The organism is Streptococcus nakanonensis, assembly GCF_059738785.1.
Genome location: NZ_AP027139.1, coordinates 727,639 through 743,913, shown reverse-complemented (window position 1 = coordinate 743,913; position 16,275 = coordinate 727,639). Strand labels below are relative to the sequence as shown.

Sequence of the window (16,275 nt, the reverse complement as noted above, 5' to 3'; positions counted from 1 at the left end):
AATGAGACAATTTGACATTTTTTCTACTCTTTTTCTACTTTTTCCGAATAAATAGATAGAAGCAGTGAATCTAGTGAGCCTAGATTAAAAAATGTGCTATAATGAAAGGAGAAGAAATATGACTGTACGTCATCCGGGCATCAGCCCAACTAACGATTTGGTTGCTAAGAAAATCTTTAGCAATCCAGAAATCACTTGTCAATTTATCCGCGATATGCTGGACTTGCCAGCAAAAAATGTGACCATTTTGGAGGGAAGTAATATTCACGTCTTGCCTTCCCTGCCCTACTCGGCGCAGGATTTCTATACCAGTATAGACGTCTTGGCGGAGTTGGACAATGGAACCCAAGTTATCATTGAGATTCAGGTACATCATCAGAATTTTTTCATCAATCGCCTGTGGGCTTACCTGTGCAGTCAGGTCAATCAAAATCTTGAAAAAATTCGCCAGCGTGAAGGTGATACCCACCAAAGCTACAAACACATAGCACCTGTTTACGCTATTGCAATTGTGGATAGTAATTATTTCCAAGATGATCTAGCTTTCCACAGTTTCAGCATGCGCGAGGACACGACAGGTGAGGTATTAACCATCACAAACAATGGACAAGAAAACCATCTGGTCAAGATGGCATTCTTGGAATTAAAAAAATACAGAGAAACCAGCAAAGACGAGGTTCGCAAGCCGTGGTTGGAGTTTTTCGGGAACAAACCCTTTACCCAAGAACCCGAGCGAGCCATCAGCCAAGCAGACCAACTGCTGGACTATAAAAGCTGGTCCGAGGAGGACAGGAAAATGTTTAGTCAACTACGTATGCGCGAAGAACAAGCCTTGTTAGCACAGGATTATGCCTTGGAAACAGCTAGGGAAGAAGGTATTGAACAGGGGTTGGAACGCGGTCGTGCAGAGGGGATTGAACAAGGCATCGAAAAAGGTTTAGAACAAGGACTTGAACGTGGAAAACTTTTTGCCTTCCTAGATATGGTCCGTCAAGGTCTTCTGACTTCCGAGGTTGCCAGCCAGCAACTGGATATGTCCGTAGCGGAGTTTGAAGCGTTGCTGGAAGCTTATCACCAATAACGGTCAAGAAAACCATCTGGTCAAGATGGCATTCTTGGAATTAAAAAAATACAGGGAAACCAGCAAAGACAAGGTTCGCAAGCCCTGGTTGGAGTTTTTTGGTAATAAGCCCTTTACTCAACAACCCGAGCGAGCCATCAGCCAAGCAGATCAACTGCTGGACTACAAGAGCTGGTCCGAGGAGGACAGGAAGATGTTTAGTCAACTACGTATGCGAGAAGAACAAGCCTTGTTAGCACAGGACTATGCTTTGGAACAAGCGGAGGAAAAAGGGTTGGAACGTGGTCGTGCAGAGGGCATTGAAAAAGGTTTAGAGCGTGGTCTTGAACGTGGTCGCGCAGAGGGCATTGAACAGGGACTGGAGCGTGGACGAGCTGAAGGCATCGAACAGGGATTAAAAGTAGGTTTAGCAAATCTAGTACGTCAAGGTCTTCTAACACCTGAGGTTGCCAGCCGGCAGTTAGGAATGACTGTCGCTGAGTTTGAGGCACTGTTGAAAGAACATAAGTGAGAAATCTGTAAATATTACACGATACAGAAACAATTAAAAAGGATAGCTAAATTTCTTGATGTAAAGAGTTTGGCTATCTTTTTTATCTAAGATATTGTTATTTTCAGGAAAGTTTGAACTTTTCACTTTCTTTTCCGAATAAATAGATAGAAGCATCAAATCTAGCAAATTAGATTAAAAAATGTGCTATAATGAAAGGAGAAGAAATATGACTGTACGTCATCCGGGAATCAGCCCAACTAATGACTTGGTTGCTAAGAAAATCTTTAGCAATCCAGAAATCACTTGTCAATTTATCCGCGACATGCTGGACTTGCCAGCAAAAAATGTGACGATTTTAGAGGGAAGTAACATTCATGTCTTACCTTCCCTGCCCTACTCGGCGCAGGATTTTTATACCAGTATAGATGTTTTAGCTGAACTAGATAATGGCACGCAGGTTATTATCGAAATCCAAGTTCATCATCAGAATTTTTTCATCAATCGCCTGTGGGCTTATCTGTGTAGTCAGGTTAATCAAAACCTAGAAAAAATTCGCCAACGAGAAGGTGATACACACCAGAGTTACAAACATATCGCTCCTGTTTACGCAATCGCTATTGTGGACAGCAATTACTTCTCAGATGATTTGGCTTTTCATAGCTTTAGTATGCGAGAGGACACGACAGGTGAGGTCTTAACCATCACCAATAATGGACAAGAAAACCATCTGGTTAAGATGGCATTCTTGGAATTAAAAAAATACAGAGAAACCAGCAAAGACGAGGTTCGCAAGCCGTGGTTGGAGTTTTTTGGGAATAAACCCTTTACCCAGCGCCCCGAGCGAGCCATCAGCCAAGCAGACCAACTGCTAGACTATAAGAGCTGGTCCGAGGAGGACAGGAAAATGTTTAGTCAACTACGTATGCGAGAAGAACAGGCATTGTTAGCTCAGGACTATGCCTTGGAACAAGCGGAGGAAAAAGGTTTAGAGAGAGGTCGTGCAGAGGGGATTGAACAAGGCATCGAAAAAGGTTTAGAACAAGGACTTGAACGTGGAAAACTTTTTGCCTTCCTAGATATGGTCCGTCAAAGTCTTCTGACTTCCGAGGTTGCCAGCCAGCAACTGGATATGTCCGTAGCGGAGTTTGAAGCGTTGCTGGAAGCTTATCACCAATAACGGTCAAGAAAACCATCTGGTCAAGATGGCATTCTTGGAATTAAAAAAATACAGGGAAACCAGCAAAGACAAGGCTCGTAAGCCCTGGTTGGAGTTTTTCGGCAACAAGCCCTTTACCCAAGAACCCGAGCGAGCCATCAGCCAAGCAGATCAACTGCTGGACTACAAGAGCTGGTCCAAGGAGGATAGGAAAATGTTTAGTCAACTACGTATGCGAGAAGAACAAGCCTTGTTAGCACAGGACTATGCCTTGGAACAAGCGGAGGAAAAAGGACTGAAAAAAGGATTAGTAAATCTCGTTCACCAGCATCTTTTAACACCTGAGATTGCCAGCCAGCAGTTAGGCATGACTGTGGCTGAGTTTGAAGTGCTGTTGAAAGAACATAAGTGAGAAATCTGTAAGCGTTATGCAATCTTAAAACAACCTAAAAAAGATAGCTAAATTTCTTGATGTAAAGAGTTTGGCTATCTTTTTTTACTTAATGTATTGTTATTTTCAAGAAAGTTTGAACTTTTCACTTTCTTTTCCAAATAAATAGATAGAAGCATCAAATCTAGCAAATTAGATTAAAAAATGTGCTATAATGAAAGGAGAGGAAATATGATTCTCAGACATCCGGGCATCAGCCCAACTAACGATTTGGTTGCTAAGAAAATCTTTAGCAATCCAGAAATCACTTGTCAATTTATTCGCGATATGCTGGACGTGCCAGCTAAAAATGTGACCATTTTGGAGGGAAGTAATATTCATGTCTTGCCTTCCATGCCCTACTCGGCGCAGGATTTCTACACTAGCATAGATGTCTTGGCAGAGTTGGACAATGGGACACAGGTTATTATTGAAATTCAGGTACATCATCAGAATTTTTTCATCAATCGCCTGTGGGCTTACCTGTGCAGTCAGGTCAATCAAAATCTTGAAAAAATTCGCCAGCGTGAAGGTGATACCCACCAGAGTTACAAACATATCGCTCCTGTCTACGCCATTGCAATTGTGGATAGCAACTACTTCTCGGACGATTTAGCCTTTCACAGTTTTAGTATGCGAGAGGATACGACAGGTGAGGTCTTAACTATCACCAATAACGGTCAGGAAAACCATCTGGTTAAGATGGCGTTCTTGGAATTAAAAAAATACAGAGAAACCAGCAAAGACGAGGTTCGTAAACCATGGTTGGAGTTTTTCGGCAACAAGCCCTTTACCCAGCAACCCGAGCGAGCTATCAGCCAAGCAGATCAACTGCTGGACTATAAGAGCTGGTCCGAGGAGGACAGGAAAATGTTTAGTCAACTACGTATGCGAGAAGAACAAGCCTTGTTAGCGCAGGACTATGCCTTGGAACAAGCGGAAGAGCGTGGTCGAGATGAAGGTGGTTTCGCGATGTTAGCAAATCTAGTTCGTCAAGGTATTCTGACTTCTGAGGTTGCCAGTAAGCAATTAGGCATGACTGTCGCTGAATTTGAGGCACTGTTGAAAGAACATAAGTGAGAAATCTGTAAGCGTTATGCAGTCTTAAAACAAACTAAAAAAGATAGCTAAATTTCTTGATGTAAAGAGTTTGGCTATCTTTTTTTACTTAATGTATTGTTATTTTCAAGAAAATTTGAACTTTTCCCTTTCTTTTCCGAATAAATAGATAGAGCCATAGAATCTAGTAAACTTAGATTTAAAACTGTGGTATAATAAAAGGAGGAAGAGGATGATTCTCAGACATCCGGGCATTAGCCCAACCAATGATTTGGTTGCTAAGAAGATTTTTAGCAATCCAGAAATCACTTGTCAATTTATTCGCGATATGCTGGATTTACCAGCCAAAAATGTAACCATTTTGGAAGGGAGCAATATTCACGTCTTGCCTTCTATACCGTACTCGGCGCAGGACTTCTATACAAGTATAGATGTTTTGGCTGAGTTGGACAATGGTACGCAAGTTATTATTGAGATTCAAGTACATCATCAGAATTTTTTCATCAATCGCCTGTGGGCTTATCTATGTAGTCAGGTCAATCAAAACCTAGAAAAAATTCGCCAGCGAGAAGGCAATACTCATCAAAGTTACAAACACATCGCACCCGTTTATGCCATTGCAATTGTGGATAGTAACTACTTCTCAGATGACTTGGCTTTTCATAGTTTTAGCATGCGAGAGGATACGACGGGTGATGTTTTAACCATCACAAACAATGGACAAGAAAACCATCTAGTCAAGATGGCATTCTTGGAATTAAAAAAGTACAGAGAAACCAGCAAGGACAAGATTCGTAAACCGTGGTTGGAGTTTTTTGGTAATAAACCCTTTACTCAACAACCCGAGCGAGCCATCAGCCAAGCAGACCAACTGCTGGACTACAAGAGCTGGTCCGAGGAGGACAGGAAAATGTTTAGTGAACAACGCAGGCGTGAAGAACAAGCCTTACTCGCTCATGACTATGCCTTGGAACAAGCTGAGGAAAAAGGTTTAGAGCGTGGTCGTGCAGAGGGGATTGAAAAAGGTTTAGAGCGTGGTCTTGAACGTGGTCGCGCAGAGGGGATTGAACAAGGACTTGAGCGTGGACGAGCTGAAGGCATCGAACGGGGATTAAAAGTAGGTTTAACAAATCTAGTTCGTCAAGGTATTCTGACTTCCGAGGTTGCCAGCCAGCAGTTAGGTATCTCAGTATCTGAGTTTGAAGCCTTGCTGGAAGATTATCACCAATAACGGTCAAGAAAACCATCTAGTCAAGATGGCATTCTTAGAACTAAACGTCTAGTCACAGATTAAAGATGCTGGGTAAAAGTCTTCTCATAATAAAACGTTTGGTATCAATGTTTTTTTATGAGAAGACTTACTTTTTTACTGAGATTGAATTTTTCCTAGCCTCAACATCATATAAACCCCAAATTCAATCTGACCTGGTTTGAAGAGATTTTCGAAGCAGATAAGGTTTTACTAAAACTAAAAAAAATGATATAATCAAACTGATTAAATGTTTTAAAAATAAAGGAGAATTTTAATGTCTTACCAAGAAAATTACCAGAAATGGGTTGATTTTGCGGAGCTTCCTGACTACCTTCGTCAAGATTTGGAAAATATGGACGAAAAAACGAAGGAAGATGCCTTCTATACAAATCTTGAATTTGGTACTGCAGGTATGCGTGGCTTGATTGGTGCTGGTACAAACCGCATCAACATCTACGTTGTTCGCCAAGCTACTGAAGGTTTGGCTCGTTTGATTGAGTCAAAAGGTGGAAATGAAAAAGAACGTGGTGTCGCAATCGCCTACGATAGCCGTCACTTCTCACCTGAGTTTGCCTTTGAATCTGCGGCAGTTCTTGCTAAACACGGCATCAAATCTTATGTATTTGAAAGCCTTCGTCCAACTCCAGAACTATCATTTGCAGTTCGTCATCTAAACTGTTTCGCAGGTATCATGGTCACAGCCAGCCACAACCCTGCTCCATTTAACGGTTACAAGGTTTACGGTGAAGACGGTGGACAAATGCCTCCACACGACGCGGACGCTTTGACTACTTATATCCGTGCAATCGAAAATCCATTTGCAGTTGAAGTTGCTGATGTGGAAACTGAAAAAGCTTCTGGCTTGATTGAAGTTATCGGTGAAGCTGTTGACGTAGAATACCTTAAAGAGGTTAAGGACGTAAACATCAACCCAGCCTTGATTGAAGAATTCGGTAAAGACATGAAGATTGTCTACACACCACTTCATGGTACTGGTGAAATGTTGGCTCGTCGTGCTCTTGCCCAAGCAGGATTTGACTCTGTTCAAGTCGTTGAAGCGCAAGCAACTGCTGACCCAGACTTCTCAACTGTAAAATCTCCAAACCCTGAAAGCCAAGCAGCCTTTGCCCTTGCTGAAGAACTTGGTCGTCAAGTTGGTGCAGACGTTCTTGTCGCAACTGACCCTGATGCTGACCGTGTTGGTGTTGAAGTTCTTCAAAAAGATGGTAGCTACCTTAACCTATCAGGTAACCAAATCGGTGCTATCATGGCAAAATACATCTTGGAAGCCCACAAAAACGCTGGAACTCTTCCTGAAAATGCAGCCCTTTGCAAATCCATCGTATCAACTGACTTGGTAACGAAGATTGCTGAAAGTTACGGCGCAACCATGTTCAACGTTTTGACAGGTTTCAAATTTATCGCTGAAAAAATCCAAGAATTCGAAGAAAAACACAATCACACTTACATGATGGGATTTGAAGAAAGCTTCGGTTACTTGATTAAACCATTCGTACGTGATAAAGATGCTATCCAAGCCGTTCTTGTCGTTGCTGAACTTGCTGCCTACTACCGTTCACGTGGTTTGACCCTTGCTGACGGTATCGAAGAAATCTACAAAGAATACGGCTACTATGCAGAAAAGACAATCTCTGTTACCCTTTCAGGTGTCGATGGTGCTGAACAAATCAAAGCGATTATGGCTAAGTTCCGTAACAATGCTCCAAAAGAATGGAACACAACAGCTATCACTGTCGTAGAAGACTTCAAGGCTCAAACTGCTACTGCTGCTGACGGAACTGTTACAAACTTAACAACTCCTCCAAGTGATGTGTTGAAATACACACTTGCTGATGGATCATGGATTGCTGTTCGCCCTTCAGGTACAGAACCAAAAATCAAGTTCTACATTGCAGTTGTAGGTGAAACAAACGAAGAATCACAAGCTAAAATTGCTAACATCGAAGCAGAAATCAATGCTTTTGTAAAATAAAATCCTATAAAAGATGAGACCAACCAATCTCATCTTTTTTTCGTATCAAATCTAAGCAATTTTAGAAACTTTATGGCATACTAGACTTCTCAATGAAAGCGAGGTAATCTCATGGAACAATTTTTAGATAACATCAAAGACCTTGAAGTCACTACAGTTGCGCGTGCGCAAGAAGCTCTTGATAAAAAAGAAACTGCAACCTTCTTTATCGGTCGCAAAACTTGCCCTTACTGCCGTAAATTTGCAGGTACTTTAGCAGGTGTCGTAGCTGAAACCAAAGCTCACATCTACTTCATCAACAGTGAAGAACCAAGCCAACTCAATGAGTTGCAAGAATTCCGCTCACGCTACGGAATCCCAACTGTACCAGGCTTCGTTCACATTGCAGATGGACAAATCAATGTCCGTTGCGACTCTTCAATGTCAGCACAAGAAATCAAAGACTTTGCTGGATTGTAAAAAATCAGCTAACAAGTTTTAAAATCACAAAAACGCATAATATAAGGTGCAAAAACCTTGATATTATGCGTTTTATTGTTCCTAAAACAGTTGCATCAGCATTTCATTACAGAACATTTTAATTTTGGAAGTCAAATCAATTTTTAACAATGGTTTAGAAATCACAGTGGGCTATTCCATATTCAATTATGCAGATTCAATCGCTATTATCGTTTTCCTAGATTACAAAAAACTGCGTTTTGCTAATCAAAACGCAGTCTTAGCCACTATTTTATCTTACTGTCCTTCTTTTACTTCTTTGGTTGCCACATCTTCTCCAAACCATTTTTGGCTGATTTCTTGGAACTTGCCTTCTTGGTATAGTTCGATTAAGGCCTGGTTTAATGCTGTTAATAATCTTTTATCAGCTGGTCTAACTCCGACCGCAAAAGATTCACTTTCAAATCCTGCTGAAAAGACATTATAGTCATTTAATATCCCCTCAGACTGAAGATAGTAATTAGCATACACTCGGTCAATCAACAAAGCATCAATCCGATCATTTTTCAAATCAATTAAGGCTTCATTGAAACTCTGGTACTGATTAGCCTTCTGGTCTTTGACACGATTTTTCAGTAAATCTGGCTGGGCTTCGAAGTCTAAATAACCAGAGGAACCGGCTTGGGCTCCCAGAGTCTTATCCTTCATATCCTCTACTGAATGAATTTTCTGGCTTTTCTTCGCAACCAGAACTTGCTGATTTTCCATATATGGAATGCTAAAGGCAACCTTTTCTCGGCGTTCATCAGTGGCAGAATAGCCATTCCAGATGGAATCTATAGTTCCATTTTGCAGTTCCGTCTCCTTCATATCCCAGTCAATTAGCTGAAATTGCACCTTAAAACCTAATTTTTTAGAGACAGCTTGTGCTAAGTCAATATCAAAGCCTGTATATTGGCCATTCTTTTCTTCAAATCCCATGGGTACAAAGGTATTGTCAAAACCAATGGTTATACTGCCTTGCTCTTGATACTTATCCCAGTTATCCTGCTTTGGATCGCTAGCCTTCTGAGTACAAGCTGTTAAAAAGAGAGTCAGGAGAGAAAACAATACTAAAACAACTTTCTTATTAGTCATCGACACCTCCTACTTAGGCTCAACCTTGAGAATCTGATCTGCGATATTTTCAGCGAACTGCAAATCATGGGTTACCACAATCTGGGTCATCCCAAGTTCCCTATTTTGCAAGATCAGTTTTTCTACTTCCAAGCGCAATTCTGGATCCAGAGCAGAAGTTGGTTCATCGTATCCTATGATTTCTGGGTCAATCATCATAGCACGCGCCAAGGCCACCCGCTGCTTTTGCCCACCAGATAATGAAAATGGATAGGCATCTGCGTGTCCTCCTAGTCCTAATTGTTCCAAGAGACCACGCGCCTTCTTCTCAGCCTCTTCCTGCTTCATCCCCATGGTCTTCACAGGCGATAAAGTCAAATTGTCCAGAACTGATAAATGAGGGAACAGTTGAAAATCTTGGAATACAAATCCCAGTAGGTTTCGCTTCTGTAATTCATCCAACTCTAAGGAATCTCCATTATAAAAGATTTGCCCTGAATCAATGGTTTCAAGACCCGCAAGCATACGTAAGAGAGTTGTCTTACCTCCACCAGAAGGCCCAACGATAGCCAGAATTTGCTTTTCATGAATACTTAGACTGAAATCAGACAGGATTTGTTTGTCTCCAAATTTCTTATTGATATTTCGTAATTCTAACATGGCAGCCTCCTATCTATAATAACTGTACTTCTTCTCAACTTTTTTGGAAATAATTGTCACAATCCCAATCAAAATCAAGTAAATGGCACCTGCCAAGAACATGGGAACCAGACTGGCGTCACGGTTGGCAGCTGTTCGACTAGCCAAGATAAGGTCTGAAATTCCGAGAGCATAGACCAAAGAAGTATCTTTGACCAAACTCATAACTTCATTAAAGACACTAGGAAGCACGATCTTGGTCACTTGGGGCAAGATAATATAGCGCACTGTGTCAAAAGGACTAAACTTCAAGACCTTGGCAGCCTCATACTGGCCTCTTGGAATAGTGTCAATTCCCCCACGGAAAATTTCTGCAAAGTAAGCTGCATAGTTGAGAACAAAGGCAATAATGGCAGCAGGAAGGCGATCTAAACGAATCCCAATACTTGGGAGCACATAATAAATAAAAATCAGTTGCAAGAGTAAGGGGGTGCCACGCATAACCCAGATGTAAATGTTAATCAGATAATGGAGGGGCTTCCAATGGACTTGCAAGGTAAAGGCAATCAAAACGCCCAAAGGAATCGAAAATAGCAAGACCAGTGCAAAGACCTGTACAGTCGTGCTCGCACCATTCAGTAAACTCGGTAATATCTCAAATAAATAAGACATACTGCACCTCCTAAAAGTAATTGTTCCTATTATAGCATGAATAAACAAAATAACCAACCATTTTTGTAAAAAAATTCTATCATATACAAATAAAAACCGTAGCTATCAAAAGAGATAAACTACAGTTCTATATGTTTAAACATTCTTACAATCTTTCAAACAGTTCTTGCATTTGCACATCATCTGGAACCAGTTTTAAGTAAGCGTGAGCATGGACTTTTGCTTCCTCAAAGTAGCCCAATTCACGCAAGAGATAGATATAGTGTTCCAGAAACTCTGGATTGTCCTTTAAATCTCCTGCCAACTCTTGGTAAAGCCCATAGGCAGTATCCAAATCGTCCATTTCTTGATAGGAACGAGCAATCATCCACTTGGTCAAGAGATTTTCTGGCTCTTCGCTCTGCAAGTCTATAATATCCTCATAACGCTCCTGCTCCAGATAAATAGTGGCTAAACGAAGCAAGATTTCTTCTGTATCCTCAGCGTCTTCTTTTGCAGCAAGAAGATAATTTTCTGCACCACTAGCATCATGCAATTCATAAGAGAATTGCGAAGCAGCTAGCAAGAGGCGAGTTTCAAAGGGATTTTTCTCCAAGCCTTGCTTAGCGATACGCAGGGCTTCTTGAACTTGATGTTCCTTATGTAAGGCCTGGCTATATCCATACTCATAACCTTCAAAGTCAGGAGAAATGGTATCGATCTGCTTAAAGTAGAGGACGGCCTTTTGGTATTCTTCTTGATCAAAGTAAAGACTGGCCAACTCAAAAGCTGTTAGGTCATCGTATTCTAACTCCAGGGCTTTTTCTAAAAACTCTGTGGCCGTTTCAAATTTCCCTAACTGGGCATAGGCAAAGCCAATTCGTTGATAGGTCGAAATGCCTGTTTGCTCATAAATAGTACGATTATCTAACTGGGCATAGCCTTGAATGGCCTCTTGGTAATTTTCCAACTCACTATCCAATTCTGCCAAGCCCAATATCAAGAGAGGATCCTCTGAGTAGGTCAAAGCCTCCAGCAATTTCTCACGCGCTACATCTGTCAAACCCTCCAGCTGGTAGAGGTCTGCCTTAAGAAGCAAAGCTGAAACATACCAGTCACTGTCAGCTTGGATTTCCTCAAGATAAGCGAAGGCTTCTTCGATTTGACCATCCTCGCTAGCGATTGATGCTAGATTAAGATGAAGCTCTGGGAAATCCTCTACGATTTTCAGGTAAATTTCCTTGGCCTGAGGATAAAAACCAATTCCTTCAAGATAAGTTGCCAACTCATACAGAAGGTCACTTGAATCATTTTCTAAAGCTTCGGCGAAATAGTGCTCAGCCTTGGCTAAATCTTGCTCTTCCAAAGCCTGTAACATCTGTTGACTATTGTTCACTTTTGACTTCCTCTCCCTCTACTTCATATAGACCACTGACTACCTTATACCATTCGAAAATGGCTGAAATGACAACCTTAGCAGAGGCATAAACTGGAATACCGAGTAAGACTCCCCAGATACCAAACATGGAACCTGAAGTTAACAAAACAAAGAGAACATTAATGGGATGAATGTTTAATTGACTTCCCAAAATCAATGGAGAGACAAAACGGCCTTCAATAGTTTGTTCTACGACAAAGACAATCACTACTTTCAACAACATAACTGGCCCAGCAATCAAGCCCAGAACTAAGGCAGGAAGCATGGCTAGAAAGCTACCAAGATAAGGAACCAGATTTAAAATACCAGCAGTAACACCAAGCGTAACCGCATAACGGAGACCAATGATCTTAAAGAAGATCATAAACATTACTGCTACAATAATAGCCACTGTCACTTGCCCTCGAACATAGTTGGACAACTGTTGATTCACATCTGATAAAACTTGTCCAACAGGTTCTTTCAATTTTGTCGGCATAAATTGGGTCAAATAGTTACGCAAGCCTTTCCCATCACGCAAGAGATAAAAGAGCATGAAAGGAACGATAATCAAGGCAACAATCACTTGAGAAGCTCCGCTAATAAAGGCACTCACCCAGTTGACTGCCTGAGATGAAACCTTACTTGCCCAAACTGTAGCCTGGCTAGAAAAATTGGTCAAAACTTGTTCTAACTGAGGTCTGAAATCATCTGGCAGGTGCTGGGCTACCAATCCATTAACAATCCTATCTATATCTTCTAAGTAAACAGGAACGTTTCTTGCAAAGGTCAAAACCTGGCGTTGCAGATTTGGAATGGCGACTGCCAAACCCCAAATGATAAAGAGAGCGATGATAACAAAGACAATAGTGATAGCTATAACACGATTAACCTTATGCTTCTCCATCCAATCAACAATAGGATTCAACAAATAATATAACAAACCAGACAGAATGACTGGCAACATCACGACTGCCAAAAAGTCTAAAACAGGTGAAAATAAAAAACTAATCTTACTTAAAATAAAAAGATTGAGTCCCAATAATAAGGTTACCAAAAATACCGTAATGGCCTTGTTATCCAAAAACCACTTGAAAAACCAAGATAGGCTAAAATGTTTCTCTTTTTGTTCCATATATAATTCCTTTCTGTCGTCCTTTCATTATACCATTTTTGAAGTAAAATAACTCTTTTTTTAAGTGCTTATACTCTTCGAAAATCAAATTCAAACCACGTCAGCTTCGCCTTGCCGTACTCAAGTACAGCCTGCGGCTAGCTTCCTAGTTTGCTCTTTGATTTTCATTGAGTATTACATGGAGACAGCGACATAAAAAATCCCCTCAAAAGAGGAGATTCGATTAGTCTTGAATATGACGATCTAAGTTCTTCTGATAATCAGCATTTGATTTGGCTTTTTCATCAGCAAATTTCTTACGGAAGTCATCCATTTCTTTAGACGTTACAATCTTGTCTTGTAATTTTTGGTACTTGTAGCTGTGTTCACTTGTCTTATCACCTACCCAACCATCTGCACCGCTACCTGGAACTTTCTTCGTTATTAGCATTTGGGCACCATCTGAGTATACAGGAATAACCAAGGCACTATCTGTTAACCAAGCTTGAGCTTTAGCATATTTAGAATAACGTTTTTGCAGATCTGTTTTCTCACCACTAGCATCCGTAATTAACTCTTTAAACTTATCTAAACCAACAGATTTGATTGCCGGATTATCTGTACCTGGTGCTACACCAAGTGCTCCTAGAAGAGTTGGGCCAGATGTTGGATCAAATACATCTAAATAGGTTGATGGATCTGCATAATCAGGACTCCAACCACTATTTACATTGATATCCCAATCAATATTGTCAGTTGATGTTGCAAATACTGTCATATTTCCCAATTCATCATCAGAAACTTGTTGAATGTCAATCACTATATTTTCAGAGCCTAAGGCTTCCTCAATGGATTGTTTATAAGATTGGGCTTGACGAATAAAATCTGTCTGAGTAGAGGAAACTGGAAGGTCTAAATGAACGGGGAACTGTACTCCATCGGCTTGAAGTGTTTTCTTAGCAACTTCAAATTTAGCTTTAGCCTTGTCTACATTATGAAGTGAATCTTGTGCATCATCAAGACTCACGTCTTTCCAAGCACTATCCAACTTATCCAGTTCTGCCTTAGCTACTTGCCCAAACGACTGCTCTCCAACTTGGACAAATGTTGGAGGGGTAAAACTTGTACGTAATTTACGAGGTGCCACTTCGTCCCCAAATACTTGAGATACTGCAGCGGTACGATCTGCAGCGAAAGCCAAGGATTGACGGAAATCTTTATTCAACAAAGCCTTTTTAGTGGATGATTTTTCCGAATCACTTGTTTTAGCAGTATGGTTATAAGCTACACGATCAATATTAGTAGACATATAGAATACGCCACCTCTTTGTTGACCATATACAATATTATCCTTGTACTTTTCTTTTAGACGTTCATAGTTGGCAGAATTTTTAAAGAGAGGTGCCGCTGGATAATGTCCTTCATCAAAGCCACGTCCAAGAGAATCGGCATCCTGACCATCAAAGAAAGACAATTTAATATCATCAATAAAGACATTTTGCTTATCCCAATAGTTTTGATTTTTGGTCATCTCAATGGAAGATTTAGATGTCAATCCCTTGAGGAGGTAAGCACCATTATAAAGAATGCTTGTTACATCAGTCGCCTTCCCAAAGTCATCTCCTTTAGAAGCCAAAAAGTCCTCGCTAATTGGGGCAAGAACACCCATTGTTGTCTTGGAATTCCAGAAAGATTCTGGATGGTTCAAAGTGTAAACAACCGTATAATCATCTGTCGCTTTTACACCAACAGTAGAGAAATCTGTTGTTTTCCCATTGACATAATCGTCCAAACCTTGAACTGAGTCTTGAACCAGATAAAGAGCCTGTGATTTCTTATCAGCTGCGTGCTTCAGACCAGTTACAAAGTCCTGAGCTTTGACTTCACCATATTCTTCGCCTTCATTAGTATACCATTTGACACCCTGACGGATTTTATAGGTATAGGTCAAACCATCTTTTGAAACAGTCCAATCTTCTGCAACTGATGGAATCAGATTCCCATATTGGTCATTTTCAAGTAGACCATCAATAACATTACCTGTAATTTGTTTAGTGCTAGCAGTTCCAGAAACTGTATAATCCAGAGTCGTAGGATCTGTAGAGAAGACATAGGTATAGGTAACAGGTTTAGTAGCATCTTTACCACCTGTTGAACACGCTGCTAGCATAGCCGCCGAGAGCATAGCTACACCAGCTGCTAGAAAAACTCGTTTTTTCATAGTAAGGACTCCTTTAAACATTTTATGAATTCATTATAGCACTTTTAAGAAGAAAAGTAAGGAAAACGATCTCAATATTATTATATTTTTCAAAAAACCAATCAATTATTTTTTTAAAGTGCTTACATCTAATTGGATGTCTTTATTTGGCTTGTTTTTGTGATATAATAGTCTTATCTTTATGTAGAGGTAACGTTATGAAAGAAACTGTTTATTTTGGAACTTATACACGTCGTACTTCCCAAGGGATTTACAAGGCTGACTTTGATACAGAAACTGGTCAGCTTTCAAACCTAGAACTTTTTGCTACTGAGCCAAGTCCAACCTACCTTGCCTTTGACCAGCACCAACATTTATACACCGTTGGTAGTCAAGACGATAAGGGAGGAATTGCAGCCTATCAAACTGACGGGACGTTATTAAATCATGTCGTTGAAGAAGGAGCCCCCCACTGTTATGTTGCTGTTGATGAAAAGCGTAATTTGGTCTATGCAGCCAACTACCACAAAGGACAAGTTCTTGTTTATAAACGTCAGGAGGATGGGAGTCTTTTACTTAGTGATGTAGATCAACACAGTGGCCAAGGTCCACATGAGAATCAAGCATCTCCCCATGTTCACTTTACAGATTTAACACCTGACAACTATCTAGTGACCTGTGATTTGGGTACTGACCAAGTCATCACCTATGACCTTGATCAAGAAGGAAAATTATCTAAGCTCTACACCTATCACAGCCAGCCAGGAGCAGGCTCACGCCATATCGTTTTCCATAACCACTATAAAATCGCTTATCTCATTTGTGAACTCAATAGCACTATCGAGGTTTTAATCTACGATGGCGTTGGTGAATTTGAACGCATGCAAGTGATTTCAACTTTACCAGAAACTTACGAAGGCTTTAATGGAACCGCTGCTATTCGTCTCTCAAAAGACGGTAAATACCTCTACGCTTCTAACCGTGGCCATGATTCTATCGCAGTATATACCATCCTTGCTGACGGTAGCTTAGAATTGCTAGAAATCGTTCCAACACATGGTCAGACCCCACGTGATTTTGATTTGACACCTGACCAAAAATTTCTCATTGCTGTCCACCAAGACTCTGACAATGCAACTGTCTTTAAACGTAATTGTGACAATGGTCGTCTAGCAGAACTCTCCAACGACTTCCATGTTCCCGAAGCAGTCTGCATCCGTTTTGCTCCTTAATAAA

Annotated in this window: 13 protein-coding genes and 2 pseudogenes; 9 read left to right on the top strand and 6 right to left on the bottom strand. The window is 40.7% G+C overall.

Going from position 1 to position 16,275, the window contains the following annotated elements:
- Positions 1-118 precede the first annotated feature (118 nt).
- The 8 genes and pseudogenes from AC6I9F_RS03885 to AC6I9F_RS03850 all read left to right on the top strand — a co-directional run bounded on the left by AC6I9F_RS03885 (position 119) and on the right by AC6I9F_RS03850 (position 7,923).
- The gene (locus tag AC6I9F_RS03885; protein WP_498022904.1) at positions 119-1,081 is read left to right on the top strand and encodes an Rpn family recombination-promoting nuclease/putative transposase; all 963 of its coding nucleotides are present in this window, start codon (positions 119-121) and stop codon (positions 1,079-1,081) included.
- Positions 1,071-1,592 (top strand): annotated as a pseudogene (locus AC6I9F_RS03880) (Rpn family recombination-promoting nuclease/putative transposase); the annotation flags it as partial. The gene AC6I9F_RS03885 and the pseudogene AC6I9F_RS03880, both read left to right, overlap by 11 nt.
- A 208-nt stretch (positions 1,593-1,800) precedes the next feature.
- On the top strand, positions 1,801-2,751 hold the full coding sequence (locus AC6I9F_RS03875; protein WP_164226892.1) for an Rpn family recombination-promoting nuclease/putative transposase: 951 nt from the start codon (positions 1,801-1,803) through the stop codon (positions 2,749-2,751).
- Positions 2,741-3,142, top strand: a pseudogene (locus AC6I9F_RS03870) (Rpn family recombination-promoting nuclease/putative transposase); the annotation flags it as partial. The gene AC6I9F_RS03875 and the pseudogene AC6I9F_RS03870, both read left to right, overlap by 11 nt.
- A gap of 210 nt (positions 3,143-3,352) precedes the next feature.
- Positions 3,353-4,240, top strand: coding sequence for an Rpn family recombination-promoting nuclease/putative transposase (locus AC6I9F_RS03865; protein WP_498022902.1), 888 nt, complete (start codon positions 3,353-3,355; stop codon positions 4,238-4,240).
- Between the two features lie 211 nt (positions 4,241-4,451).
- Positions 4,452-5,450, top strand: coding sequence for an Rpn family recombination-promoting nuclease/putative transposase (locus AC6I9F_RS03860; RefSeq protein ID WP_498022901.1), 999 nt, complete (start codon positions 4,452-4,454; stop codon positions 5,448-5,450).
- A gap of 295 nt (positions 5,451-5,745) precedes the next feature.
- Positions 5,746-7,464, top strand: a complete 1,719-nt coding sequence (locus tag AC6I9F_RS03855) for a phospho-sugar mutase (protein WP_084929933.1) — start codon at positions 5,746-5,748, stop codon at positions 7,462-7,464.
- A gap of 111 nt (positions 7,465-7,575) precedes the next feature.
- A complete protein-coding gene (locus tag AC6I9F_RS03850) occupies positions 7,576-7,923 on the top strand; it encodes a thioredoxin (protein WP_023947468.1) in 348 nt (115 codons plus the stop codon).
- 276 nt (positions 7,924-8,199) lie between these two features.
- On the opposite strand, the gene AC6I9F_RS03845 is transcribed toward AC6I9F_RS03850, so the two are convergent.
- The 6 genes from AC6I9F_RS03845 to AC6I9F_RS03820 all read right to left on the bottom strand — a co-directional run bounded on the left by AC6I9F_RS03845 (position 8,200) and on the right by AC6I9F_RS03820 (position 15,060).
- Entirely contained in the window at positions 8,200-9,039 is an 840-nt protein-coding gene (locus AC6I9F_RS03845) for an amino acid ABC transporter substrate-binding protein (protein WP_498022898.1), read from the bottom strand.
- 9 nt (positions 9,040-9,048) lie between these two features.
- Complete coding sequence (locus tag AC6I9F_RS03840) at positions 9,049-9,678, bottom strand: amino acid ABC transporter ATP-binding protein (RefSeq protein WP_173269891.1); 630 nt, start codon at positions 9,676-9,678, stop codon at positions 9,049-9,051.
- Between the two features lie 9 nt (positions 9,679-9,687).
- A complete protein-coding gene (locus tag AC6I9F_RS03835) occupies positions 9,688-10,329 on the bottom strand; it encodes an amino acid ABC transporter permease (protein ID WP_498022896.1) in 642 nt (213 codons plus the stop codon).
- A 145-nt stretch (positions 10,330-10,474) separates the two neighbouring features.
- Positions 10,475-11,704 carry a tetratricopeptide repeat protein gene (locus tag AC6I9F_RS03830; RefSeq protein WP_498022894.1) on the bottom strand — a complete coding sequence of 410 codons (1,230 nt, stop codon included), beginning with the start codon at positions 11,702-11,704 and terminating at the stop codon, positions 10,475-10,477.
- The gene (locus AC6I9F_RS03825; protein WP_176138899.1) at positions 11,694-12,860 is read right to left on the bottom strand and encodes an AI-2E family transporter; all 1,167 of its coding nucleotides are present in this window, start codon (positions 12,858-12,860) and stop codon (positions 11,694-11,696) included. Before AC6I9F_RS03825 ends, AC6I9F_RS03830 begins: the two co-directional genes overlap by 11 nt.
- Positions 12,861-13,083: 223 nt before the next feature.
- A complete protein-coding gene (locus AC6I9F_RS03820; protein ID WP_498022891.1) occupies positions 13,084-15,060 on the bottom strand; it encodes a peptide ABC transporter substrate-binding protein in 1,977 nt (658 codons plus the stop codon).
- 197 nt (positions 15,061-15,257) lie between these two features.
- Here AC6I9F_RS03820 and AC6I9F_RS03815 point away from each other — a divergent pair, with 197 nt between their 5' ends.
- Positions 15,258-16,271 carry a lactonase family protein gene (locus AC6I9F_RS03815; protein WP_498022889.1) on the top strand — a complete coding sequence of 338 codons (1,014 nt, stop codon included), beginning with the start codon at positions 15,258-15,260 and terminating at the stop codon, positions 16,269-16,271.
- Positions 16,272-16,275: the final 4 nt, after the last annotated feature.